This window comes from Citrobacter sp. RHBSTW-00671, assembly GCF_014103415.1.
Taxonomy (GTDB): domain Bacteria; phylum Pseudomonadota; class Gammaproteobacteria; order Enterobacterales; family Enterobacteriaceae; genus Citrobacter.
In genome coordinates, this window is the sequence record NZ_JABXPR010000002.1 from 106,338 (window position 1) to 129,375 (window position 23,038).

General features: G+C 54.9%; 19 protein-coding genes and 3 pseudogenes. 9 read left to right on the forward strand and 13 right to left on the reverse strand.

What is annotated here, in order from left to right; translation table 11 throughout:
- Nucleotides 1–371: 371 nt before the first annotated feature.
- From HV261_RS23815 to HV261_RS23825, 3 genes are all read right to left on the reverse strand, one after another.
- A complete protein-coding gene (locus tag HV261_RS23815) occupies nt 372–1,397 on the reverse strand; it encodes a zinc-binding alcohol dehydrogenase family protein (RefSeq protein WP_004357654.1) in 1,026 nt (341 codons plus the stop codon).
- Nucleotides 1,397–1,885, reverse strand: coding sequence for a peptide-methionine (S)-S-oxide reductase MsrA (msrA, locus tag HV261_RS23820; protein WP_045269765.1), 489 nt, complete (start codon nt 1,883–1,885; stop codon nt 1,397–1,399). Before msrA (HV261_RS23820) ends, HV261_RS23815 begins: the two co-directional genes overlap by 1 nt.
- Before the next feature lie 107 nt (nt 1,886–1,992).
- On the reverse strand, nt 1,993–3,225 hold the full coding sequence (locus tag HV261_RS23825) for a bifunctional alpha/beta hydrolase/OsmC family protein (RefSeq protein ID WP_045269764.1): 1,233 nt from the start codon (nt 3,223–3,225) through the stop codon (nt 1,993–1,995).
- Nucleotides 3,226–3,453: 228 nt separating this feature from the next.
- Here HV261_RS23825 and HV261_RS23830 point away from each other — a divergent pair, with 228 nt between their 5' ends.
- The 5 genes from HV261_RS23830 to HV261_RS23850 all read left to right on the forward strand — a co-directional run bounded on the left by HV261_RS23830 (nt 3,454) and on the right by HV261_RS23850 (nt 7,261).
- On the forward strand, nt 3,454–4,329 hold the full coding sequence (locus tag HV261_RS23830; protein ID WP_011191349.1) for a LysR family transcriptional regulator: 876 nt from the start codon (nt 3,454–3,456) through the stop codon (nt 4,327–4,329).
- 145 nt (nt 4,330–4,474) lie between these two features.
- Nucleotides 4,475–4,918: a peptide-methionine (R)-S-oxide reductase MsrB gene (gene msrB / locus HV261_RS23835; protein ID WP_004099035.1), complete on the forward strand. Its 444-nt coding sequence runs from the start codon at nt 4,475–4,477 to the stop codon at nt 4,916–4,918.
- A gap of 1 nt (nt 4,919) precedes the next feature.
- Nucleotides 4,920–5,459, forward strand: coding sequence for a peptide-methionine (S)-S-oxide reductase MsrA (gene msrA, locus HV261_RS23840; RefSeq protein ID WP_004099036.1), 540 nt, complete (start codon nt 4,920–4,922; stop codon nt 5,457–5,459).
- A gap of 132 nt (nt 5,460–5,591) precedes the next feature.
- A complete protein-coding gene (locus tag HV261_RS23845; RefSeq protein ID WP_004099038.1) occupies nt 5,592–6,296 on the forward strand; it encodes a glutathione S-transferase N-terminal domain-containing protein in 705 nt (234 codons plus the stop codon).
- Nucleotides 6,293–7,261, forward strand: a complete 969-nt coding sequence (locus HV261_RS23850; RefSeq protein ID WP_045269763.1) for a magnesium and cobalt transport protein CorA — start codon at nt 6,293–6,295, stop codon at nt 7,259–7,261. The genes HV261_RS23845 and HV261_RS23850 overlap by 4 nt, the downstream gene beginning before the upstream one ends.
- Before the next feature lie 63 nt (nt 7,262–7,324).
- Here HV261_RS23850 and HV261_RS23855 read toward each other — a convergent pair whose 3' ends face one another.
- A complete protein-coding gene (locus tag HV261_RS23855; RefSeq protein WP_012817690.1) occupies nt 7,325–10,333 on the reverse strand; it encodes a Tn3 family transposase in 3,009 nt (1,002 codons plus the stop codon).
- Between the two features lie 163 nt (nt 10,334–10,496).
- Here HV261_RS23855 and HV261_RS23860 point away from each other — a divergent pair, with 163 nt between their 5' ends.
- Both HV261_RS23860 and HV261_RS23865 read left to right on the forward strand, forming a co-directional pair.
- Nucleotides 10,497–11,069 (forward strand): recombinase family protein, encoded by a 573-nt coding sequence (locus HV261_RS23860; RefSeq protein WP_001556711.1) that lies wholly within the window; start codon nt 10,497–10,499, stop codon nt 11,067–11,069.
- Nucleotides 11,070–11,188: 119 nt separating this feature from the next.
- Nucleotides 11,189–11,482, forward strand: a pseudogene (locus tag HV261_RS23865) (ArsA-related P-loop ATPase); the annotation flags it as partial.
- Between the two features lie 30 nt (nt 11,483–11,512).
- Here HV261_RS23865 and arsC read toward each other — a convergent pair.
- From arsC to arsR, 5 genes are read right to left on the reverse strand one after another with little or no spacing between them, the layout of a single operon-like run.
- Nucleotides 11,513–11,938, reverse strand: coding sequence for a glutaredoxin-dependent arsenate reductase (arsC, locus tag HV261_RS23870; protein ID WP_000065758.1), 426 nt, complete (start codon nt 11,936–11,938; stop codon nt 11,513–11,515).
- A 12-nt stretch (nt 11,939–11,950) separates the two neighbouring features.
- A complete protein-coding gene (arsB, locus tag HV261_RS23875; RefSeq protein WP_000922630.1) occupies nt 11,951–13,240 on the reverse strand; it encodes an arsenite efflux transporter membrane subunit ArsB in 1,290 nt (429 codons plus the stop codon).
- 48 nt (nt 13,241–13,288) lie between these two features.
- Complete coding sequence (arsA, locus tag HV261_RS23880; protein ID WP_001556710.1) at nt 13,289–15,040, reverse strand: arsenite efflux transporter ATPase subunit ArsA; 1,752 nt, start codon at nt 15,038–15,040, stop codon at nt 13,289–13,291.
- 17 nt (nt 15,041–15,057) lie between these two features.
- Nucleotides 15,058–15,420 carry an arsenite efflux transporter metallochaperone ArsD gene (arsD, locus tag HV261_RS23885; RefSeq protein ID WP_000783215.1) on the reverse strand — a complete coding sequence of 121 codons (363 nt, stop codon included), beginning with the start codon at nt 15,418–15,420 and terminating at the stop codon, nt 15,058–15,060.
- A gap of 47 nt (nt 15,421–15,467) precedes the next feature.
- Nucleotides 15,468–15,821, reverse strand: coding sequence for an As(III)-sensing metalloregulatory transcriptional repressor ArsR (gene arsR / locus HV261_RS23890; RefSeq protein ID WP_001114073.1), 354 nt, complete (start codon nt 15,819–15,821; stop codon nt 15,468–15,470).
- A 397-nt stretch (nt 15,822–16,218) separates the two neighbouring features.
- Here arsR and HV261_RS23895 point away from each other — a divergent pair.
- Nucleotides 16,219–17,280 (forward strand): annotated as a pseudogene (locus tag HV261_RS23895) (ISNCY family transposase); the annotation flags it as partial.
- A gap of 38 nt (nt 17,281–17,318) precedes the next feature.
- A pseudogene (locus HV261_RS23900) lies at nt 17,319–17,492 on the forward strand (ISNCY family transposase); the annotation flags it as partial.
- 27 nt (nt 17,493–17,519) lie between these two features.
- On the opposite strand, the gene HV261_RS23905 reads toward HV261_RS23900, so the two are convergent.
- The 4 genes from HV261_RS23905 to glgP all read right to left on the reverse strand — a co-directional run bounded on the left by HV261_RS23905 (nt 17,520) and on the right by glgP (nt 23,028).
- A complete protein-coding gene (locus tag HV261_RS23905) occupies nt 17,520–17,798 on the reverse strand; it encodes a hypothetical protein (RefSeq protein ID WP_004197671.1) in 279 nt (92 codons plus the stop codon).
- Between the two features lie 334 nt (nt 17,799–18,132).
- Nucleotides 18,133–18,699, reverse strand: coding sequence for a LuxR C-terminal-related transcriptional regulator (locus HV261_RS23910; RefSeq protein WP_004197678.1), 567 nt, complete (start codon nt 18,697–18,699; stop codon nt 18,133–18,135).
- A 124-nt stretch (nt 18,700–18,823) separates the two neighbouring features.
- Nucleotides 18,824–20,467 carry a phosphoglucomutase (alpha-D-glucose-1,6-bisphosphate-dependent) gene (gene pgm / locus HV261_RS23915; protein WP_004197675.1) on the reverse strand — a complete coding sequence of 548 codons (1,644 nt, stop codon included), beginning with the start codon at nt 20,465–20,467 and terminating at the stop codon, nt 18,824–18,826.
- A gap of 113 nt (nt 20,468–20,580) precedes the next feature.
- Entirely contained in the window at nt 20,581–23,028 is a 2,448-nt protein-coding gene (glgP, locus tag HV261_RS23920; protein WP_094543334.1) for a glycogen phosphorylase, read from the reverse strand.
- Nucleotides 23,029–23,038 lie beyond the last annotated feature (10 nt).

Below are 23,038 nucleotides of genomic sequence, written 5' to 3' on the forward strand. Positions count from 1 at the left end.
CGCTGCTCAGATGGCGGGGCTTCATAATGTCAGCGAGCCTACCATCAGCCGCATTCTTTTGGCTACGCGTCAAGCCGGCCGATCGGGCATGGCGGTCTCATTCTAATATGTCGGTGATCGCCCCACTTTTAGCCGCTCAATTGATCGGAACGCGGTTTCGGAAGCGGCCGTTCAAACCACTCGCTGCATTCCCATTTCTCTATGTCCGATAGGTAGTTTCGGGGAAAAGCAGTCGGGAACAGGTTTCGGGAACGCATGCTCCGGCAGGAGCGCAGCGCGCGTCCCACACGCGTTTTCCCGGTAGAGCTTCCCAATCGGCAAAGTGCGGGCCACCTCAGACTGCGAACGCGAAAAACCGCCTGGCTGGTCACTCAAGGCAGGGTAACGACGATTTTCGCTGCGGATACACCCGCCTTCAGGGCTTCCAAGGCAGCCTGGAGCATTTCAAGGCCCTGGCCCACGATCTTCGCCGGAGGGGCGGGGACGAACGTGCGCGCCGCGAGAGCCTGCGGCAGGAATTCGCGGTAGATCATTGGACCAACCTCGTCATCCTTGAGGCTCGTCCCGGAGATGTGCGTCGCCTCGACTCCAAATGAACGCTCGTCGGGCGGGGCCAGCGTCGCTGCCACCCGGCGCGAGCCCTCGCATCTCGCAACTACGGCAAAACAGTCTTTCATGTGACCGGTCGCGTGAAGCGTTCCAGCGAGACTGCGCCCGCGCATTGCCTCAATCACGTCTTCCACGATGGCTGGACTCGAGTGGTCAAGAACCTCGCTTGCACCCAGCTCCTTCAACAGGCCGACGTTGCGCGCCGAAGCGGTGGCGACGCACCTGTAGCCCGACGCCACCGCGAGCTGGATGGCGTTGCAGCCAACGCTCGACGATCCACCCCAGACCAGAACGACCTCTGGACGCGCGGTCGGCGAGTGTAACGGTGGCGCGAGAGCCAACTGTGTCCGTCCGTAGAGCCCGCTTGCGGCGGTGCCAAGGCCAAGCGGGAGGACTGCCGCATCAGCGAAGGCAATGTTGTTGGGGATCGGCGCCGCCATGTGGTCCAGCACGATCGTGTGGTGCTGGAACGCACCCTGCGCAGGTTGATTTACGGTTGTCCCGACCGCCTGTCCGATGACTCGATCGCCGACCTTGAACCGCTCGACCGCGCCACCGACCGCCGCGACCTCACCGGAGACGTCGCTGCCGAGAATCGCGGGATAGTCGAGCCATGGCAAAAGCGCGACGTCCTGCAGAATCCAGTCGAGTGGGTTGATCGCGATGGCCGCGTTGCGGATCAATATCTCGTTCGCCGCCAGATGCGGCAGAGCGGTGACACCGATCCTCAGTGGCTGCCCCGGCGCTTTCTGCCAGGCGGCCTGATTAGTCACGGTTTCGGTCATCATCAACTCTTTCTGTCAAGTATTACAGCTGGGCGTTCGTCTGAGCGGTCCAACCGCCAGGTCGGGCGCACGAAGTGGCAGCTATAGCCCCCAGGATAGCGCACCAGGTATTCTTGGTGCTCTGGCTCCGCCTCCCAAAAGGGTTCTTCTGGGTTGATCTCCGACACGACCGGGCCAGGCCAGCTTCCTGATGCCTCGATTTCCGCGATGGTTGTGAGGGCGACTTCCTTCTGCACTTCGGTGGTGTAGAAAATCGCCGATCGATAGCTCGGACCGACATCGCTGCCTTGTTGCTCGTAGGTCGTGGGGTCATGTATCTGGAAGAAGAGTTCCAAGAGCGAGCGATAGGCGAGAACGGAAGGGTCGAAGGTCACTTCCACTGCTTCCGCATGGCCGTAATGTCTCGCGTAGGTCGGATCAGGCATTTCTCCGCCTGTGTAACCGACACGCGTCGAAATGACTCCCCTGGCTCGGCGCAGCAAATCCTCCATGCCCCAGAAGCAGCCGCCTGCGAGAATTGCTCGCTCTGTCGCGGCCGCCCTATTGCCGGTAGGCGATTGGCTCACAGTCCGTTCGCCCTCCTCCGTGTGCGCCACGGTCAAGCCAGCCTCGCGGGATCCGCAGCCTGACTGGCGCTCAAGAGCTCGGTCTGCACGTCCGAACCCCGGATGAGACTCAGATCGACGGGACACCGATCAGCGATCGCGAGGATCCGAGCGCGCTGATCATCACTCAGCGGCCCATCGAGGACAATGGTGCGGGTGAACCGGTCGGGTGGCATCATGTCCGGCACCTTCTCGTGCTGCACGGTCGTGCTCGCCCGTTCGAGCGGAAAGCCCTTGCGGTTCGCATAGAGACGCATCGTCATCACCGTGCAGGCTGCGAGGCCGGCAGATACGAGTTCGTAGGGAGATAGTCCGGTCCCGAGGCCACCGACCGATGCTGGCTCGTCGGCGAACAGAGTGTGCTCGCCGCTGCGGACCTTGAGCTGGAACGTCCCTGCAAGAGTTTCGGTGGCGACGACGCCCTCCGCAACCTCGATCTGCGGAAGATCCGCGCTGAGTGGTGGGAGAAAGCGGCTCGCCCAAACCGCCACCATGGCCGCGGCGTAGTTCGCGTCCGCGACGTCGGTGAGAAGGTGATCCGCGTTGTCGAGCGAGATGAAGCTTTTAGGGTGCCTGGACGCGACGAAGATGCGCGACGCGTGGTCGATGCCGACCACCTGATCCAGCGGAGAGTGCATGACCAGCACCGGCCGTCGCAGGGAGGCAATGGCCTTCTCGACGTCGATCCCCTCAACCGCCTCAAGGAACCCTCGGCGAATGAGGAAGGGCCTACCGGCAATCTCCACCGAGGCCTCGCCCTCGCTCGCGATGGTGTCCAGATCATTCGGTCCGAAGAGGCGCAAGATATGCTGAAGGTCGGCCGGCGCACCAATCGTCGCTACCGCCGCAATATCAGGCATGTCGGCGGCGGCTACGATCGCAGCGGTGCCACCCAGGCTGTGCCCGACGAGGAGGGACGGTGACATGCCCGCCGCCGCCATCGCATTTGCGGCGGCCCGAAGGTCCTCGACGTCCGACGCGAAGTTCACAGGTTCTCCCGTCCCACCGCCGATCCCGGTCCCGGCGAAATCGAACCTCAAGACCCCGATGCCCGCACGCGACAGCGCGCGCGAGATGTGAACAGCGGCGCGACTGTCTTTCCCGCACGTGAAGCAGTGGGCGAAGATCGCCCAGCCCCGCGGCGTCCCTTCCGGCGGTTCGAGGTGCCCGGACAGCGGAGAGCCAGCCCCACTGACAAACGTAAATGATCTTCCTGCCATGTCCATCAAACCTCCAGCACGCGGCTTGGCGGTTGCGCTCTCAGAACCTTCGACGGAGCTGAGCGGAGCGCACCGCCAACCGGTAATCGTCATCTCAGGCTATCATTTATATGTCTGGCGCATATAGACAAGCCCCTATATCATGATTATATGCGCCAAGCATACTTCTGCGACCTGCGTTCCAAAGGCGGTCTCACGGAAGAGGTATCAGTCAGGCGCGTGGGCCAAAGGACTATGGAACTCAATCAAGTCAGCTATTTCATCAACTTGGCCGAGACGCTGAATTTCACAGCGGCCGCTCGCTTGAGCGGTGTGTCACAGCCAAGTCTGACCCGCGCGATCCGCCGCTTGGAAGATGAGCTTGGCGGGCCGCTGATCTATCGCGACGGGAAGAACAGCCGCCTGACTGGCCTTGGCCATGACGTCGAGGCAGAATTCCGGCGCATGGTGGTCGCGATGAAGAGCGTTCGCAATCACTCGGAGCACTGGGCGATGGGGGGGCACCGCGTGCTGGATGTCGCCGTCGCGCCCACCGTCGGACCAAAGGAATTTACGGCATTCTTCGAGAGCGCATTGGCGGAGATGCCATCCATCGAAATCAAGCTGCACTCGCTCCAGTCGAACGAGGACACATCGGAGGTGCTTTCAGGAAAATACCACGCGTGCATCATGCCGCGTGAAACAAGACCGGAACGCAAGCTGGATGTGCATCCTCTATTTCGGGAGCGCTTCGTGCTCGGCTGTTCTGCAAACCATCCCTTGGCTGCCAACGAGATCGTGCGCGGCGAAGACCTGCTCGAGTTTCCTTTCGTCGATCGCCTGAAATGCGAGTTTCGCGATCGGATCCTCGATCACTTCGCGCGACGGGACTTGCTCATGCGACCTCGCTTTCGATCAGATCGCGAGGACTGGGTGCAACGGGTCGTCGCTGACGGCCACGCCATATGCATTCTTCCGGAACGATCGCCGACCGTGCAAGGCCTCGTCACTCGGCCGATCGACGGATTTGTCTTGGAGCGCGAAGTCGTGATCGCGACAGTATCCGGCTCCACGGCAACGGTCGAGATACGGAACATCGCGCAGCTGGCAGCCCGGTATGAGTGGAACTGAATCACGACGTGAAGAGCTTCGGCGCTATGGAAACTATACGCGCAGCGTATTGGATAAATCTGGGGCGCATGCTATAGTCGGCGCAATGACTGCAAAGATAAATGACAGTGTGTCGAGCTCTCTAGATTAATTATTGGAGACTATCATGAAGTTTGAGAAGTCACAGGCAGCAGTTGACCGCCTGACCCCCGAGCAACGCCGGATTACCCAGGATTCGGGGACCGAAAGGCCCTTCACGGGTGAGCACAACGACAACAAGGAGCCTGGCATCTACGTCGACATAGTGTCGGGAGAGCCGCTGTTCGCTTCAACGGACAAGTTCGATTCGGGTACTGGCTGGCCCAGCTTCACCAAGCCGATCGTTCCGGCAAACGTGAACGAGGTGCGGGACAGTGCACACGGCATGGTCCGGACGGAGGTCAGGTCGGTACACGCCGACAGCCATCTGGGCCACGTTTTCCCGGACGGTCCTTCCGACCGCGGCGGTCTGCGCTACTGCATCAACTCTGCGTCCCTTCGCTTCATCCCGCGCGACGAGATGGAGTCCGAGGGATACGGTGAATATCTCGATCAAGTAGAGGAGGCTTAACATGCATCAGCGCGCTGTTCTCGCAGGAGGATGTTTCTGGGGCATGCAGGATCTGATCCGCAAGCGGCCCGGCATCATCTCGACCCGTGTGGGTTACACGGGCGGCGATATTCCGAACGCCACGTATCGTAATCACGGCACGCATGCCGAGGGGATCGAGATTGTCTTCGACCCGACAGTGACGAGCTACCGGCACATCCTGGAATTCTTCTTCCAGATCCACGATCCGACGACGCTGAACCGCCAGGGCAATGATCGTGGGCTCTCCTACCGGTCGGGCATCTATTATGTCGACGAGGAGCAGAAGCGCGTCGCCGAGGATACGATCGCCGATGTGGATGCCTCGGGGCTGTGGGATGGCAAAGTGGTGACCGAGGTCCAGCCGGTCGGCGAGTTCTGGGAGGCCGAGCCCGATCACCAGGATTATCTGGAGAAGCGGCCGGGCGGCTACACCTGCCACTTCGTCCGTCCCGACTGGGTTCTTCCAAAGCGGCATGAGGCCGGCGATGTGAGCCCTGCGGCCGGGGCTGCAGCGGAATAGGCTTCGCTGCCGTTAGTGCCGCGCCGATCCGGTTCGCAACCTCCGACGACCGCGTCAATCGACGCGGTCGTCGAACCCGGCCTTGAAGCAGATCATTCCATTCAGCCGCCGTCGCAGTGCCAGGATCCAGATATGACAGACCTCTCCTCCTTTCCCATCACGCAGCGCTGGCCAGCATCTTATCCGGATCGCTTGCAACTATACGCGGCCCCCACGCCCAACGGCGTCAAGGTCTCGATGATGCTGGAGGAGACTGGCCTGCCGTATGAGCCCCACTTCGTCGACATCTCGAACAACGAGTCGAAGGATCCAGCGTTCGTGTCGTTGAATCCCAACGGCCGCATACCCGCGATCATCGATCCGGCTGGCCCTGACGGCCAGCCCATTGGCATATGGGAAACCGGTGCGATCCTCATCTATCTGGCCGACAAGACGGGGCAGCTCATCTCAACAACACCCGCCCAGCGGTACGAGACTCTGGCCTGGGTGTTCTTTCAGGTGTCGGGCGTTGGGCCGACCTTCGGACAGCTAGGCTTTTTCCTGCGATTTGCCGGCAAGGACTATGAGGACAAGCGACCTCGGCAGCGCTTTGTTGATGAATCCAGGCGTCTTCTCGGGGTCCTGGATCACCGGCTGGAGGGCCGCGAATGGATTGTCGATGATTACTCGATCGCGGACATTGCGACGTTTGGCTGGGTGAATGCGCTGGTCGAATTCTACGCAGCGGGCGACATCCTCGGCCTAAGCAGCTATTCGAACGTGCAGGCATGGCTCGAACGCGGGCTGGCGCGACCGGCTGTACAGCGTGGCCTGCGAATTCCTGCGAGGCCTGCATGACCATTATCGCCGCATATTATTACAACGAAGGTAAGCGAGTCCGTGAAATCAGGCTCGATGAGCACGTCGAACTAAACGAGAATCGCTCGGGCTTCTGCTGGATCGCGCTTAGCGAGCCCACCGCAGACGAACTCAGCGCGATCCAGACGACGTATAACCTCCATCCTTTGGCGATCGACAACGCCATGCACCCGCTGTGCCCGCCCAAGCTCGAGGTCTACAACAATGAGTTGTACGTCGTCGCCCAGACCGCCGAGCTGGTCGGCGACCGGATCAGCTACGGCAAGATGGCGATCTTCACCGGTCACAATCACCTTATCACCGTGCGGCACGGCAATGCCGGAGCGCTGGGCAAACTTCGGGAGCAACTCGAGGCATCGCCGACGCAGTTCGGCAAGGGTGTCGACTATGTGCTGCACGCGATCTTGCACCGAGTGGTCGACCAGTATCTGCCCATCTTCGAAATGATCGAGGACGACGTCCTGGCGATGGAGCGACGGTCGCTGCACGATTTCCTCGGGCCAGAAGAGGTGGCGCGAATCTTCGAACTAAGGTCCGAACTCACGCGGTTCCAGCGCACGCTCGGGGCTATGGCCGAGCTGGTGCGAAAGCTCGTTCGCGGCCACTTTCCCTGCATCAGCGCCGAAATGACACCATATTTCCACGACGTCGCGGACCATGTCCACCGCGTGCAGTCCATGGTCGACGGCCTCCTGCTTGTCCTGTCCACGGTCTTCGAGGCCAGCAGCCTTCTGGAAGCGCAAAGGATCGGTGTGGTCACTCGCCAGCTCGCGGCCTGGGCGGCGATCTTGACGGTCCCGACGGCGATCGCCGGAATATATGGCATGAACTTCAAGCACATGCCGGAACTGGACACGCCATATGGCTACTTCGTCGTGCTCGGAGTGATAGCGGTGTTCTGCCTTCTCCTGTTCATGCGCTTCAAGAAGGCCAAGTGGCTATGAGTAACGCACTTCGCGAGCTTCTCCGTCCGCGGGGTTTGAGAGCCAATGGAACGAAAACGTACGCTAAGAAGTTAATTCATTGTTTAAATTGAAATTTAGTTCTCTCAGTTCCCCCTTCAAAATATCCTCCGGTAGCGTAAACGTATAATGCCCCAGCATATTGATATGCCCGTGCATCAGTGGGGACAACCGGGCGATATCTTCAACCCCGATTTCTTCTCCATTACTGCGTATCCAGCTCAGGGCTTCCTGCATATAAAGTGTGTTCCACAGTACCACTGCGTTAGTGACCAGGCCCAGTGCCCCCAGCTGATCTTCCTGACCTTCACGATAGCGCTTTCTGATCTCACCGCGCTGCCCGTAGCAGATCGCCCTCGCCACAGCATGGCGGCCTTCCCCCCGGTTTAGCTGCGTCAGGATCCGCCGACGATAATCCTCATCATCAATATAATTAAGAAGGTACAGCGTCTTGTTGACGCGCCCCACTTCCATGATCGCCTGTGCCAGCCCTGATGGGCGCGAGCTTTTCAGCAAAGAGCGAATGAGTTCTGAAGCATGAATGGTGCCCAGTTTCAGCGAACCGGCGGTTCGCATCATCTCATCCCACTGATCCTCGGCTTTCGACAGATCGGCACAACCACGTGCCAGTTCGTCCAGTGCACCGTAATTTGCCGATTTATCCACTCGCCAGAATACCGCTTCACCGGCATCGGCAAGCCGGGGGGAAAACTGGTATCCCAGCAGCCAGAAGAGGCCAAAAATAATGTCGCTGGTACCGGCTGTGTCTGTCATGATCTCAACCGGATTCAGCCCTGTCTGCTGCTCCAGAAGGCCTTCCAGCACAAAAATGGAATCTCGTAATGTGCCGGGGACAACGATGCCGTGGAATCCAGAGTACTGATCAGAGACGAAGTTGTACCAGGTGATGCCACGTCCGGAACCAAAATATTTTCTGTTAGGTCCTGAATTGACGGTTTTCACCGGCGTGACAAAGCGCATGCCATCAGCTGAAGCCACTTCGCCACCACCCCAGCGGCCAGCAAGCTCCAGTGTGGACTGAAAATCAACCAGGCGGGCATTGGCGCTGACCAGCGTTTCTGCCCGGAGGTAATTCTGTTTTACCCAGCTAAGCCGGTGGCGCGTCAGCGCCGGTATATTGTGCTTTATCAGCGGTTCCAGCCCGATATTGCAGGCCTCTGCCATCAGGACCGCGCACAGGCTGATGTGCAGATCCTGTGCCCGGGCCCCGGATTCACTGACATGCGTAAACTCACGTGTAAATCCCGTTCTGGCATCTATTTCAAGCAACAGTTCCGTCAAATCTACTGGCGGGAGTAGCAGCCTTACCCGACTGTTGAGACGATGCAACGATGTTGGCTCCTCCAGTTTCTCCAGGCTGCTGATAGTCAGGGAAGGATGTTTACCGTCATGGCAAATATGAACCTCCGCATTTCCTTCAAAGCGGGATGCGACGGTTTTCCAGGTTTCATCTAGCTGGACCGCCAACTGTTGCACGCCTTTATGTCCATCAGTGGGATGTCCCAGCGCCCGGCAAACGGGGACCCGCTGAGCCTGCCATTCTTCCCCCTGCAACAGCTTCTCGCGGGGATTTCCCCAGCGATCGCTGTTTTCGAGCCAGATGTCCCTTCGACGTAGTGCATCCTGAAGGCGCTCCAGCAGACAAAGCGAGTAACCGGCACGCTGTATCCGGCCCTCCGCATCGTATACCAGGCGTTTCCAGGGGCCGGTAATAATATGTTCAGGCGCATTGTCCAGGATGCGCTTTTTCGAGCAGTTCAGTTCGGTCAGATAATGAATGGCGGACAACGTATGTTCTCCGGCTGGCGCTGCCTGGAAATGCAGGTCGCGCAATACCGCCGGAAGAAAGCGCTTTACCCGCCCGTACTGCTCCACCATTTCGTCATGGAAATTGTTGTTCTGAGGCCGGGCCAGCTCATTTACCTTGCAGACGGATTCTGCCAGCCTGCTTTTCGGTATGCTGTTGAATATGGTCTCCCTCAGTTCAGCATCGTCAGCCTGTTCATCCAGCAACAATGAACATGCCCGCGCCAATATTAGCGCAGCACGATCAAGATCTTTAAGCGTCCTGAGCCGTTTTTTCTGCCCCGTTTTCTTCGCCGCACGAGTGATATCCAGTATCAGCATATCGAGCACATCAACGGCCTCATCCAGCGCCGCAGTCTCCTGCGCTTTAACGAATGCTGTGAGTACGGCCAGTTTTCTCTGCTGTGGCATTCGCGCGATATATTTTACCGACGCCATGCCTGCGTAACGGGCCAAATTACGCAGTTGTATAGCAGGCAGACCGGTAAAATTCAGTCGGGAAAATTCCAGGTTTCGCAGCCGGATATACCGCTCCAGCGCTTCGGTAAATGCCGGGCCGCTGACGGTGACCGGTCCCTTTTTCAGTTGCTCCAGCGGTGAAGTACGCTGCCCCTCAGGAATGTCCAGAAGCTCCGTCACGCGGGCGGTCTGCCAGCTGTCCGGCAACGCGGCCAGTTTCTTCCACAGCCGCTGATTTGCCCGTTCGCGTATTTCACTGACGAGACGTACAAGTGTGGTTGCTCCGGGCAGCAGGACCTTATTCTGAAGCAGCCACGCGGTGGCAAAATCAAACATAAGGCCGGGTCGCTCATTACTGAGCCATGCGCGGGTGTACAGCAGGCGCTTCAGGCGGAAAGACCAGGGGAAATCGCCAAATTCATGGTAACCGTAATATTCCTTAATCAGCGCAGTATGCTCTCTGAGGGTGGTAACCCGTTCTGCGTAGCGGGTAAGGACTTCTGGACGGCGAATATTAAGCTGCACCGCGACAAATTGCTGAACACCTGGCAGAACCCGGGTTAAGTCTGTCAGAAAGGTGCCCAGAAAACGGGCGGTGGTGAGCTGAAGCGCAATTCCCAGCCGGTTATGCCTTCCCCGCCGCTGGTTAATGAAGGCAAGATCCCGCTCATCAAGATGAAAATAGCGCGCCAGCTGCACGTCATTGGGTTCTGCAACATAGCGACCATAATTCAGTTCCTGCTCAGTGGTCAGAAAATCGACGGGCATACCGGCCTCCCTGCCTGATGGTCATGAATTAACAATTTCGCAACCGTCCGAAATATTATAAATTCTCGGACACACTAAAATGGTGTTGTCTAGGTGTCTATTAAATCGATTTTTTGTTATAACAGACACCCACTGTCCGATATTTGATTTAGGATACATTTTTATGCGACTTTTTGGTTACGCACGGGTATCAACAAGCCAGCAGTCCCTCGATATTCAGATCAAGGGGCTTAAAGAGGCGGGGGTGAAAGCCAGTCGCATATTTACCGACAAAGCATCCGGCAGTTCTACCGACAGGAAAGGACTGGATCTGCTGCGAATGAAGGTGGAGGAAGGTGACGTCATCCTGGTGAAGAAACTCGACCGGCTTGGCCGCGACACTGCCGATATGATCCAACTGATAAAAGAATTCGACGCTCAGGGAGTCGCGGTCCGATTCATAGACGACGGGATCAGCACCGACGGTGAAATGGGGAAAATGGTTGTGACCATTCTTTCAGCTGTAGCCCAGGCCGAACGCAGGAGGATTCTGGAGCGTACGAACGAAGGACGGCAGGAGGCCAGGCTGAAAGGTATCCGGTTTGGCCGAAAGCGCATCATCGACAGAAATAGTGTACTGGCACTTCATCAGCAGGGAACTGGTGCAACAGATATTGCCCGCCGGCTCAGTATTGCCCGTTCCACTGTTTATAAAATTCTGGAAGATGAGAGCCGGGTTAATCTGAGCAAAATTTGAGGACGAACATGAGTGATGTAAAGGCATTCAACAATTGCATGAGTGTGTTCTGGCGACAGCATGAAGCCGAATTCTCTCGCTTTCTGACATCGAAGACAGGTGATAGCGAAAAAGCAGCAGACCCGGAGAAGACGAAGGTGATTATCGTGACGCTTGCCGAAACGACACCTGTACTGGAAGCCGCTAACCTGCAGCAGGATCTACGCCGAGCTGGCATCGAGCCGTGGGCATGGGTCGTTAATAACAGCCTGGCAGCTGCTCAACCGTCTTCGCCTTTCCTGAAGATCAGGGCGAACCGCGAGCTGCCTCTCATCTCTGATGTGGAAGAGCAGTATGCAAAGCGTATTGCATTAACAGCGCTACAGAGCGAAGAGCCGGTTGGTATTGACCTGCTGGAAGAAATGGCGAAGTAATAATGAAGGGGGCAAATGCCCCCTTCGTCTTTATTTCAGTCTTTTACCTGAATCATCAACGACTTTTTCACCGTCTTCCTTGGTGAAAGCCGCTTTCTGGGCATCTGGAAGGATATCGAGAACAACCTCTGAAGGACGGCAAAGTTTAGTTCCCAGTGGCGTCACTACGATCGGACGGTTGATCAGAATCGGATGCTGTAGCATAAAGTCGATGAGCTGGTCGTCAGTAAATTTATCTTCTGCAAGACCCAGTTCCTCATACGGCTCGACGTTCTTACGCAGCAAAGCCCGGACGGAAATGCCCATATCCGCAATGAGTTTGAGCAGCTCATCGCGTGAAGGTGGAGTCTCAAGGTAAAGAATAACGGTCGGCTCGATACCGCTGTTGCGGATCATCTCCAGCGTATTACGCGACGTGCCGCAGGCTGGGTTGTGATAAATGGTGATGTTGCTCATATCAGTATCTCATTACAAAGTGAAAGAGAGACGTAGCGCCAGCGCGGCCAGCGTTACAAACAGCACAGGCAGAGTCATGACGATCCCGGTGCGGAAATAGTATCCCCATGTGATGGTCATGTTCTTCTGTGAAAGGACATGCAGCCAGAGCAACGTTGCCAGGCTACCAATAGGTGTAATTTTCGGTCCAAGATCGCAGCCAATCACGTTGGCAAAAATCATCGCCTCTTTGATAACGCCTGTTGCAGTGCTGCCATCAATAGAGAGAGCACCAACCAGCACGGTAGGCATATTGTTCATGATGGAAGAGAGGAAAGCCGTCAGGAAGCCAGTACCAAACGTCGCGGCCCAAAGTCCTTTATCTGCCAGCACGTTCAACACACCGGAGAGGTATTCTGTTAGTCCGGCATTACGCAGACCATAGACCACCAGATACATTCCCAGAGAGAATATGACGATCTGCCATGGCGCACCGCGAAGCACTTTGCCAGTGTTAATGGCATGGCCTCGCTTCGCCACCGCAAACAGAATGACAGCCCCTACAGCAGCAATCGCACTGACCGGGATACCCAACGGCTCAAGGACGAAAAAGCCAACCAGAAGAAGGATCAACACTATCCAGCCGGTTCTGAAGGTTGCCAGATCTTTAATCGCTTTTGCCGGTGCTTTCAGGAGAGCCAGGTCGTAAGTTGGCGGAATATCTTTGCGGAAGAACAGATGCAGCATCACCAGCGTGGCGATAATGGCTGCGATATCCACCGGCACCATTACCGACGCATACTCAGTGAAACCCAGCCCAAAGAAGTCTGCAGAAACGATGTTAACCAGGTTGGACACGATAAGCGGCAGACTGGCCGTATCGGCAATAAACCCGGCGGCCATGACAAATGCCAGCGTAGTGCCTTTGCTGAAACCTAATGCAAGCAGCATGGCGATAACAATTGGCGTCAGAATCAATGCCGCACCATCGTTGGCAAACAGTGCCGCCACCGCTGCGCCGAGCAAAACGATATAGGTAAACAGCAAACGCCCGCGACCGTTACCCCAACGTGAAACGTGCAGCGCCGCCCATTCGAAAAAGCCCGATTCATCGAGCAGAAGGCTGATAATAATCACGGCAATAAAGGTCGCCGTCGCATTCCAGACAATATTCCACACTACAGGGATATCACCAAAATGGACTACGCCAGAGATCAGCGCCAGTACCGCGCCCAGCGTCGCACTCCAGCCGATCCCTAATCCCTTCGGTTGCCAGATAACCAAAACGATGGTCAGGACAAAAATAGCGCCTGCCAGTAACATAAATCCTCCAGACAGGACGGCTTTGCCGCCCTGTATATACAAAAAAAATTAAACAACCAGCTCTCTGAGTTTCTCGATGCCAGTGGGCTCTGCAGCCATTACCGGTACTAACGCTATGCGGCTTGCATGCTGGTTTTTCACAACCTCGATTTGAGGACGCTCTTGTAGGGCGCGCTGGCAAAGCAGCGGCGATTGCGTCTGTGCAATCGAAAGGCTGTTATTGATAATCCAGCCCCAGGGATGAATCCCCGCACGTTCAAGATCGGACTGCAGGTTTGCCGCTTCCAGTACAGGTGTGGTTTCAGGCAGAGTGACCAGCAAAACTTTGGTACGTTCCTGGTCCTGAAGCTGCATCATCGGAGTGGTAAAATGACCTTTATCCCCCATCTTCCTGGCAATCTCACGGTGATAAGCCCCGGTAGCATCAAGCAGTAATAGCGTATGCCCGGTAGGTGCCGTATCCATGACCACAAACCGTTTGCCAGCTTCACGAATTACGCGTGAAAACGCCTGGAACACCGCAATCTCTTCTGTGCAAGGAGAACGTAAATCCTCTTCGAGCAGCCGTTTCCCAGCCTCATCCAGATCCCTGCCTTTCGTCTCAAGAACATGCTGACGATAGCGTTCAGTTTCATCGTGAGGGTTGATTCGGCTGACCTGCAGATTTTTGAGGCTGCCATTGAGCGTTGTACTGAGATGTGCAGCAGGATCTGAGGTGGTGAGATGCACATCAAAACCCTTATCCGCCAGACTGACGGCGATAGCCGCAGCCATTGTGGTTTTGCCCACACCACCTTTGCCCATCAGCATAATCAAACCGTGTTCACTGCGGGCGATATCATCAACCAGGACAGACAACGACATATTCTCTGGCTTGTTCTGTGGGCTTTGTTCAGGAAGCGATGTTATCTCAGCGTGTTCGTTGAGCAGGCCTTTCAATGCGGATACACCAACCATGTTCAGCGGCTGCAGGTATAAGTTGTCTGTCGGCAAATCAGATAACCCGGCAGGAAGATTTGCCAGCGCCTCTTGCTCCCGTTGCCATATTGCAGCGGCCAGTGCATCACGTTCTGCTTCGCTCGCAGGCAGGACACCGTTAATGACTAAATACTGATTTTTAAGGCCAATAGCTGATAATTCGTCATGAGTACGAGCGACTTCCTGCAGTGTTGATTTTTGCAATCGCGCGACCAGCACAAGGCGAGTTCGTTCAGGATCGGATAATGCCTCAACCGCATGAGCATATTGCTCGCGTTGTTTTTCCAGCCCAGCCATTGGACCAAGACAGGAAGCACCATCCGGGTTACTTTCGATGAAGCTGCTCCAGGCTCCGGGAAGCTGAAGAAGGCGAATAGTGTGGCCAGTTGGGGCAGTATCAAAAATGATGTGATCAAAGCGGGTCAGCAGAGAAGCGTCAGTCAGTAAGCCAGTAAACTCGTCGAATGCAGCGATCTCTGTCGTACAAGCTCCTGAAAGCTGTTCACTGATGCTGTTAACAACGTCATCAGGCAAAAGACCTTTAATAGGGTCAACGATTCTGGCGCGGTATTGCTGGGCGGCGTCCTGCGGGTCAATCTCCAGAGCCGAAAGACCAGACACAGCAGTCACGGGCTGGATAGTGTTACCGATAGTCTGATCGAATACCTGACCGACATTGGAAGCCGGGTCGGTACTGACAAGCAGAACACGCTTTCCCAGTTCAGCCAGACGTATAGCCGTTGCGCAGGAAATCGAAGTTTTGCCTACACCTCCCTTACCGGTGAAAAACAGGTAAGACGGGATATTCTCTAAGAATTTCATATGTCCTCCTGACATACTCAACAACAGGAAGTTTTACCACCACAGCAACTGGTGGAAGCTAAACCCACCTTTTCCAGCGGTATACCAAACCAGCGAGCCAGTTCAGCGCGTTTTGGGTATCGCCCGGCCATCACCGTTTCACCATCAAGCAACAGCAGCGGAAGCCCTTCAGCTCCAGAAGCCTCAAGGAATGCTTTCGCTTTTTCGTTCTCAACGAAGCTCATAGGCTGCTGCGCCAGGTTATAACGTTCGATCTGAACCCCACGCCCTTTCAGCCATTGCACATCAGCAGAAAAATTGACCAAAACCTGATCGACATCTGAACCACAAACGCCGGTACTGCAGCACATCGCCGGATCAAACACCGTTAACATTTTCATCTTTAACACCTCATATTCGTAAAAACATATATGTACAGGCAAAATTTTTAGATACAAACAGCCTTACCGCTGCCAGAGCAGTTGGCCGATGCCAGCTTACGGGCGATGGCCTGTACGTCGTCCTGTTGACTTAACCAGGCCTGCTCAATCACCAGGGCAGCCCAGGAAGGAATATGCGGGGATAAGCGATAATGAACCCATTTCCCCTGCTTGCGATCCAGCAACAGGCCACTTTCCCGAAGCATCGCCAGATGGCGGGAGGTCTTGGGTTGTGATTGTTCCAGCGCTGTGCAGAGATCGCATACGCACAGCTCCCCCATCTCCCTGAGCAGTAGCACGATACCCAGGCGGGTTTCATCAGATAGTATTTTGAAAAGTTGTAGGGATGCAATTTCTGGCATTATGTACTCCTGCTATGAATGGGTATTGTCTCTCCACCAAAACAAGAAGTCAAAATCATATGTGTTTTCTCGCATGTGAGTGCAGGTGTCACTATGCGGTTGAAAAACGACCTGATGTGCGATCGTTACGTTAGTTGGGTAGGTAAAAAAGTCATTTGAGGCTAAAACATTGCTTAGTGCGGGCTTTCAGTTCATAGAGAAGAATGAATAATATCAATTATAACAATTGGTTATTTCCTTAGCGTACGTTTTCGTTCCATTGGCCCTCAGACCCCGACTTAGTTTATCAAGGGTATCATCGGGAAAAACCTCACTAACACAGAGGCTTATGTTAATTCATTAAAAACAGAAAGTTATCGTCTTGGCGTGGTTTTTTACATCATTGACCGTCAAACCCCTACGTAAGCTTATGACCCGGGATGGTTTATGGATCCCTCGTAAGTTACGGCCACCTCGTGTGCATCAGCCACGCCCACGTCGGGCCTGCACCGGCGAACTCATCCAGATTGATGGCAGTGAACATCGCTGGTTCGAGGACCGTGGTCCGGCCTGCACGCTGCTCGTTTACGTTGATGATGCAACAAGTCGGTTGATGCAGCTTCTGTTCGTCAGTTCGGAGTCCACGTTCACCTATTTTGAAGCCACCCGGGGATATCTGGAGCGCTACGGTAAGCCTCTGGCATTCTACAGCGACAAAGCCAGCGTCTTCAGGATCAACAACAAGCAGGCCACCGGCGGAGATGGCCAGACTCAGTTTGGTCGTGCCATGAACGAGCTGAATATCACTGGTATCTGTGCCAACACCAGTTCAGCCAAGGGGCGTGTTGAACGGGCTCATCTGACATTACAGGACCGCCTGGTCAAGGAACTGCGGCTCCGCGGTATCAGCACACCTGAGGCTGCAAACGCCTTTGCTGATGAGTTCATGGAAGATTACAACCGTCGGTTTGCAAAGCCGCCACGTCACGATTTTGACGTACATCGCCAGCTGGATAATGGCGAAAACCTGCAGGCGACATTCACCTGGCGCGAGCAGCGTAAGGTCTCGAAAAACCTGACATTACAGTATGATAAAAAGCTTTATCTGCTTGAAGATAATGAAGAAAACCGGCGTTTTCAGGGGAAGTACATCGAGGTATGGCAATACCCGGATGGTGACATTGAGCTCCGGGCCAGCGGCACTTCCCTGCCCTTTACCACTTACGACCGACTGGGAGAACTGGACCAGGGCGCCATCATCGACAACAAGCGTCTGGGACGTGCCCTGGAAATGATAAAGCTGGTTCAGGACAAACGGGACAACACCCGCTCACAGGCCCTGCCATCACTGGACGGCCAGACCTCACGCAGAAAGAAACAACCCGGCAAGAAATCACAACGAAGTCTGGACCATAACGACATGCTGGAAGCCCTGCAGCAACTTCAGACCCGGAGTAAAGACATCTTCGGCAAAGGCTGAAACATAACCTACATGCGGACATTTCAATTTAGATTGATGTTCAGGATAAACGCGATAACAACCGTTCACAGGCGATCCCTGCCGGTGATGGCTCTTTGCGGCGGCGCAGAAAACCAACAGAGAAATAATCGCAGCGCTCACTGAACGGCGACGACATGTTAGATGCGTTGAAGACATTGCAGTCACGTTCTGAGAAAAGTTCCAATGTTTAACGAGCGATTAAAAAATATATTAAATCATTATTCTCTCATTTCTCTGTTGCAATACTGACCTCCCAGGGCCTGTGTAATTCTGTCACCAAATAGTATCGTCAGACTACGATCATAGTAAATGGTTTCACCAGTGATAGATTCATGCTTTAATATTATCCCATAGCCATATCTTTCAAGCATATTCATACCCACCCTTGCCAAATTGTAAGAATAATTTATTCCCCAAATGGAACCATTTCTTCCTTCAAAAAACTCCGCTCTGTAATATCTTTTTAGAAATTCATAGTGTGCGTCTTCACTAAACATACCCCCTCCCGCTACAGAATTTACATAACAGTTTTTTATAATAAAAAGATGAAATGCATAAATATATATCCCGTTTTTCCTCTGCCGCCCACCATTCACAGATAGAGGATATAATCCTATATTATTTATTGTATGCTTAAATCATTTGATGACTATAGTTTCATATATTTTCATCATGTTAGCACCCATGATGTATGTTTATTTTTTCTGAAGCATACCAATAATCAAACCCCGTTCAACATAACAACATAAAATAATTTATAACAAATTTAGTTGAAACTTAATATATGAAATAGTGACTTTCCATAAGCAGATCATTAGTTTATAGGGCATCCTAACGATGCAGGCTCCTCCTGGCAAAACTGTCGATGATGAGATTTTTTTTGCGGTATATTCCACTTATTTTGGTGGTATTCAGTTTATGCAAAACAATACCGACAAAAGACTGAACCGTTTTTTTGGAGATCAGCAGGCTACGGGAAATTTCATCTATCGAATAACCATTTAAAATCATATTGATAACATGTGTTTCTCTTTTGGTAAATGACAACTTGTCCCTCTTCAGATTGATCCCCATTTTTTTAAACGCCTGCCTCATCATGAGATATTCATTACCGCTTAATTCAGTGTCAATGCATACCGCTTCACGCCCTGTCCCGCTCATTCCTGACGCCGGTTTTAATAAAAAGATAAGATTGACCGGTGAAATGTGTAGGTACTTGAGACGTTCGGCATCGCCGGTGTTCAGCTCTGACTCCACAATCACCACATCGCTGTTGCTGAAGGCAATATCGCTGACCCGTGAAAACACAACCCTGTTGACGGAGAGGCTGTTGTCGCTGAACATACATTTCAGACCTACAAGCATGAAATTATTATTGGTAATAACATAGATATTCATATAGTCCCCGCAGCAATACCTTTTGCGAAGCGTCCCGTTCCTTATGTTCTGACAAAGTGGTGCCTGTATTGGTGTCGCCGGGTAACTATGACGTACTCCGGCTCAGCGGAGTACGTCAACTGCTCTACTGGTGCGCCGCTAGCACGCTATTCACGATTTCCACCGCTTCTTTCTCGATCTGCTTGCGATGTGCTTCCCCGAGGAAGCTCTCGCAGTAGATCTTGTAAGCGTCTTCCGTACCTGACGGTCGGGCGGCGAACCAGCCGTTGTCGGTCATCACTTTCAGGCCACCAATCGATGCGCCGTTGCCCGGCGCGGCGGTCAGACGCGCAGTGATCGGGTCACCCGCCAGCTGACTGGCCCTGACCATTTCCGGCGACAGCTTCGACAGCACCGCTTTCTGTGCGGAAGTGGCCGAAGCCTGCAGCCGGTTATAGCTCGGCGCGCCGAAGCGGGCGGCCAGTTCGTCGTAGTGCTCCTGCGGGTTTTTACCGGTGACGGCGGTGATTTCCGCCGCCAGCAGGCACATGATGATCCCGTCTTTGTCGGTCGACCACGGCGTTCCGTCAAAACGCAGGAACGAGGCGCCCGCGCTCTCTTCTCCGCCGAAGCCGAAGCTGCCGTCGAACAGGCCGTCAACAAACCATTTAAAGCCCACCGGCACTTCAACCAGCCTGCGGCCGAGGTCGTTCACCACACGGTCGATCATCGCGGAAGAGACCAGCGTCTTGCCCACCGCCACATCCTGGCCCCACTGCGGGCGATGCTGGAACAGGTAGTTAATCGCCACCGCCAGATAGTGGTTCGGGTTCATCAGCCCTGCCGGCGTGACGATGCCGTGACGGTCATAATCTGGATCGTTAGCAAAAGCCAGGTCAAACTTATCGCGCAGCGCCAGCAGGCCCGCCATTGCGCACTCAGATGAGCAGTCCATGCGAATGGCGCCGTCTTTATCCAGATGCATAAAGCGGAAGGTTTGATCGACGTGATCGTTGACGATAGTCAGGTCGAGCTTGTAGTGCCCGGCAATACGTTTCCAGTATTCGATACCGGACCCGCCCAGCGGATCGATCCCGAGCTTGAGGCCGGCTTTCTGAATTGCCGCCATGTCGACGATATCCGCCAGCCCTTCGATAAACGGCTGTACCAGATCCTGCTTTTTAACATGACCGGATGCCAGTGCCGCATCGAGGGAGATGCGCCTGACGCCCTGCAGACCCGAGGCCAGCAGTTCGTTAGCGCGATTCTCTACCACTTTGGTGACGTTGGTATCCGCCGGGCCGCCGTTCGGCGGGTTGTACTTAATACCGCCATCTTCCGGCGGGTTATGAGACGGCGTGATCACGATGCCGTCTGCCAGCGGACCACCTTTTTTGTTGTGCACCAGGATGGCATTGGAAATGGCCGGCGTCGGGGTGAAACCGTTGTGTTCCTGCACGATAACATCAACGCCGTTGGCCGCCAGCACTTCCAGTACGGAAATAAAGGCCGGTTCGGAGAGCGCGTGGGTATCTTTACCCACGTAGCAGGGACCGGTAATCCCGTTCCTGGCGCGGTCTTCCGCAATCGCCTGCGCGATCGCCAGAATATGCTGCTCATTGAAGTTATGGCGCCCTGCACTGCCACGATGGCCAGAGGTACCAAACTTCACCGCATGCTCCGCGTTGCCCGCTTCCGGCCTCAGTACGTAGTACTGCGCGGTCAGCTGAGCGACGTTAATCAAATCACTCTGTTGTGCAGGCTCCCCTGCGCGTTTACTGTCCGTCATTTTTCTCTCCTGTCATATCCGTCAGGCTTATTTATGTGTTGCTGCCGGGTCGCTCATCGACGGGGCCGGTCTCCTGCCACCCGCCCCGGCGTTTCCTGGTTGTCAGTACGCGCTCAGAGTTGCGTTTTGTCGATATACCAGATCTTTTGCGCATACTCCCGCACCGTACGGTCCGATGAAAAATAGCCCATGTGGGTTATGTTGAGCATCGCTTTGGCGGTCCACTCTTCCGGGGTTCGGTAGAGCGCATCCACCTTGTCCTGACAGTCAACATAGCTGCGGTAATCGGCCAGCACCTGATAGTGGTCGCCAAAGTTGATCAGCGAATCCAGCAGACCGCGATAGCGGCCCGGCTCCTGTGGGCTGAACACCCCGGTCCCCATCTGGGTCAGCGCCTGGCGCAGCTCTTGATCCTGGTCGTAGTAATCATGCGGCTGGTAGCCGTTGCTGCGCAGCGCCTCGACCTCTGCAGCGGTATTACCGAAGATAAAGATATTGTCCTCACCCACGTGCTCCAACATCTCAACGTTGGCGCCGTCCAGCGTGCCAATGGTCAGCGCACCGTTGAGGGCGAACTTCATATTACTGGTCCCGGAGGCTTCAGTCCCTGCCAGCGAAATCTGCTCAGAAAGGTCCGCGGCCGGAATGATCATCTGCGCCAGACTGACGCTGTAGTTGGGAATGAACACCACCTTTAGTCTGTCGCCAATCTGCGGATCGCTGTTGATGACTTTGGCGACGTCGTTTATCAGATGGATGATCTGTTTTGCCGTGTGGTAAGCGGACGCGGCTTTGCCGGCGAAAATCACCACTCGCGGCACCCATTCGGCCTGCGGGTCCGCCTTGATACGGTTGTAGCGGGTGATCACATGCAGCACATTCATCAGCTGGCGTTTATATTCGTGGATCCGTTTAATTTGCACATCAAACAGCGCGTTCGGGTTCACCACCACGCCCAGCTGACGGGCGATATAATCGGCCAGACGCTGTTTATTCGCCAGTTTGGCGGCGCTGACGGCCTGGTTAACCAGCGGATAATCCTGATATTCCCCCATTTCGCTCAGCTGGCTTAAATCCGTTCGCCAGGTCTGGCCGATATGGCGGTCCAGAACCGCGGCAAGGGACGGGTTAGCGGCAGCCAGCCAGCGGCGCGGCGTGACGCCGTTAGTCACGTTGGTGAAGCGGCGCGGAAAGATTCTGGCGAAATCGGCAAATAGCGACTCCACCATCAGCCGGGAGTGCAGTTCCGACACGCCGTTAACCTTGTGACTGACCACTACCGCCAGCCAGGCCATCCGCACGCGGCGACCATTGGACTCATCAATAATCGAGGTCCGGCTCAGCAACGCCATATCATCGGGATAGTGCTCCTGCATCGTTTTCAGAAAATAGTCATTAATCTCGAAGATAATCTGCAAATGGCGCGGCAGGATTTTCCCCAGCATATCGACAGGCCAGGTCTCCAGCGCTTCGCTCATCAGGGTATGGTTGGTGTAGGAGAAGACCCGACAGGTCACCTCAAACGCGTCATCCCAGCTGAAGCGGTGTTCGTCAATCAGCAGACGCATCAGCTCCGGGATCGACAGCACCGGATGGGTGTCATTGAGGTGGATAGCAATTTTATCCGCCAGGTTGTCATAGGTTTGATACAGCTGGTAATGACGGGTGAGGATGTCCTGTACCGTCGCCGAAACAAGGAAATACTCCTGACGCAGGCGCAGTTCACGCCCGGAATAGGTCGAGTCGTCCGGGTAAAGCACGCGGGAAACGTTCTCAGAGTGGTTCTTATCCTCCACGGCGGCGAAATAGTCCCCCTGGTTAAATTTACCGAGATTAATTTCACTGCTGGCCTGGGCACTCCACAAACGCAGGGTGTTGGTGGCATCGGTGTCATAACCCGGGATAATCTGATCGTAGGCCACGGCAATAATTTCTTCGGTTTCCAGCCAGCGTGAGTTTTTGCCCTCATGTTGAACACGTCCGCCAAAGCGCACGGTATAGCGGGTTTTATGGCGCTCGAATTCCCACGGGTTACCGTACTCCAGCCAGTAGTCCGGTGACTCCATCTGCCGGCCGTCGATGATGTTTTGCTTGAACATACCGTAGTCGTAGCGGATACCATAGCCGCGGCCTGGCAGCCCCAGTGTGGCCAGGGAATCGAGAAAACAGGCCGCCAGACGACCGAGACCGCCGTTGCCCAGCCCCGGATCGTTCTCCTCATCAATCAGCTCTTCCAGATCCAGCCCCATCCCTGCCAGAGCCGTTTTCACATCCTCATAGATGCCCAGCGACAGTAAGGCATTAGAGAGGGTTCGGCCGATGAGAAACTCCATCGACAGATAATAAACCTGCCGGGCCTGCTGCGAGATCCGCGCCCGATGCGCCCGCAGCCAACGTTCTACCAGCCGATCGCGAACGGCGAACAGCGTGGCGTTGAGCCATTCATGTTTATTGGCAAGTGAGGGATCTTTACCAAGAATAAACATGAGCTTATAAGCGATAGCATGCTGTAGCGCTTCTTCATTCAGACTGGGTGAAATATAACTTAAGCGTGGTTCCATTTTTCTTATC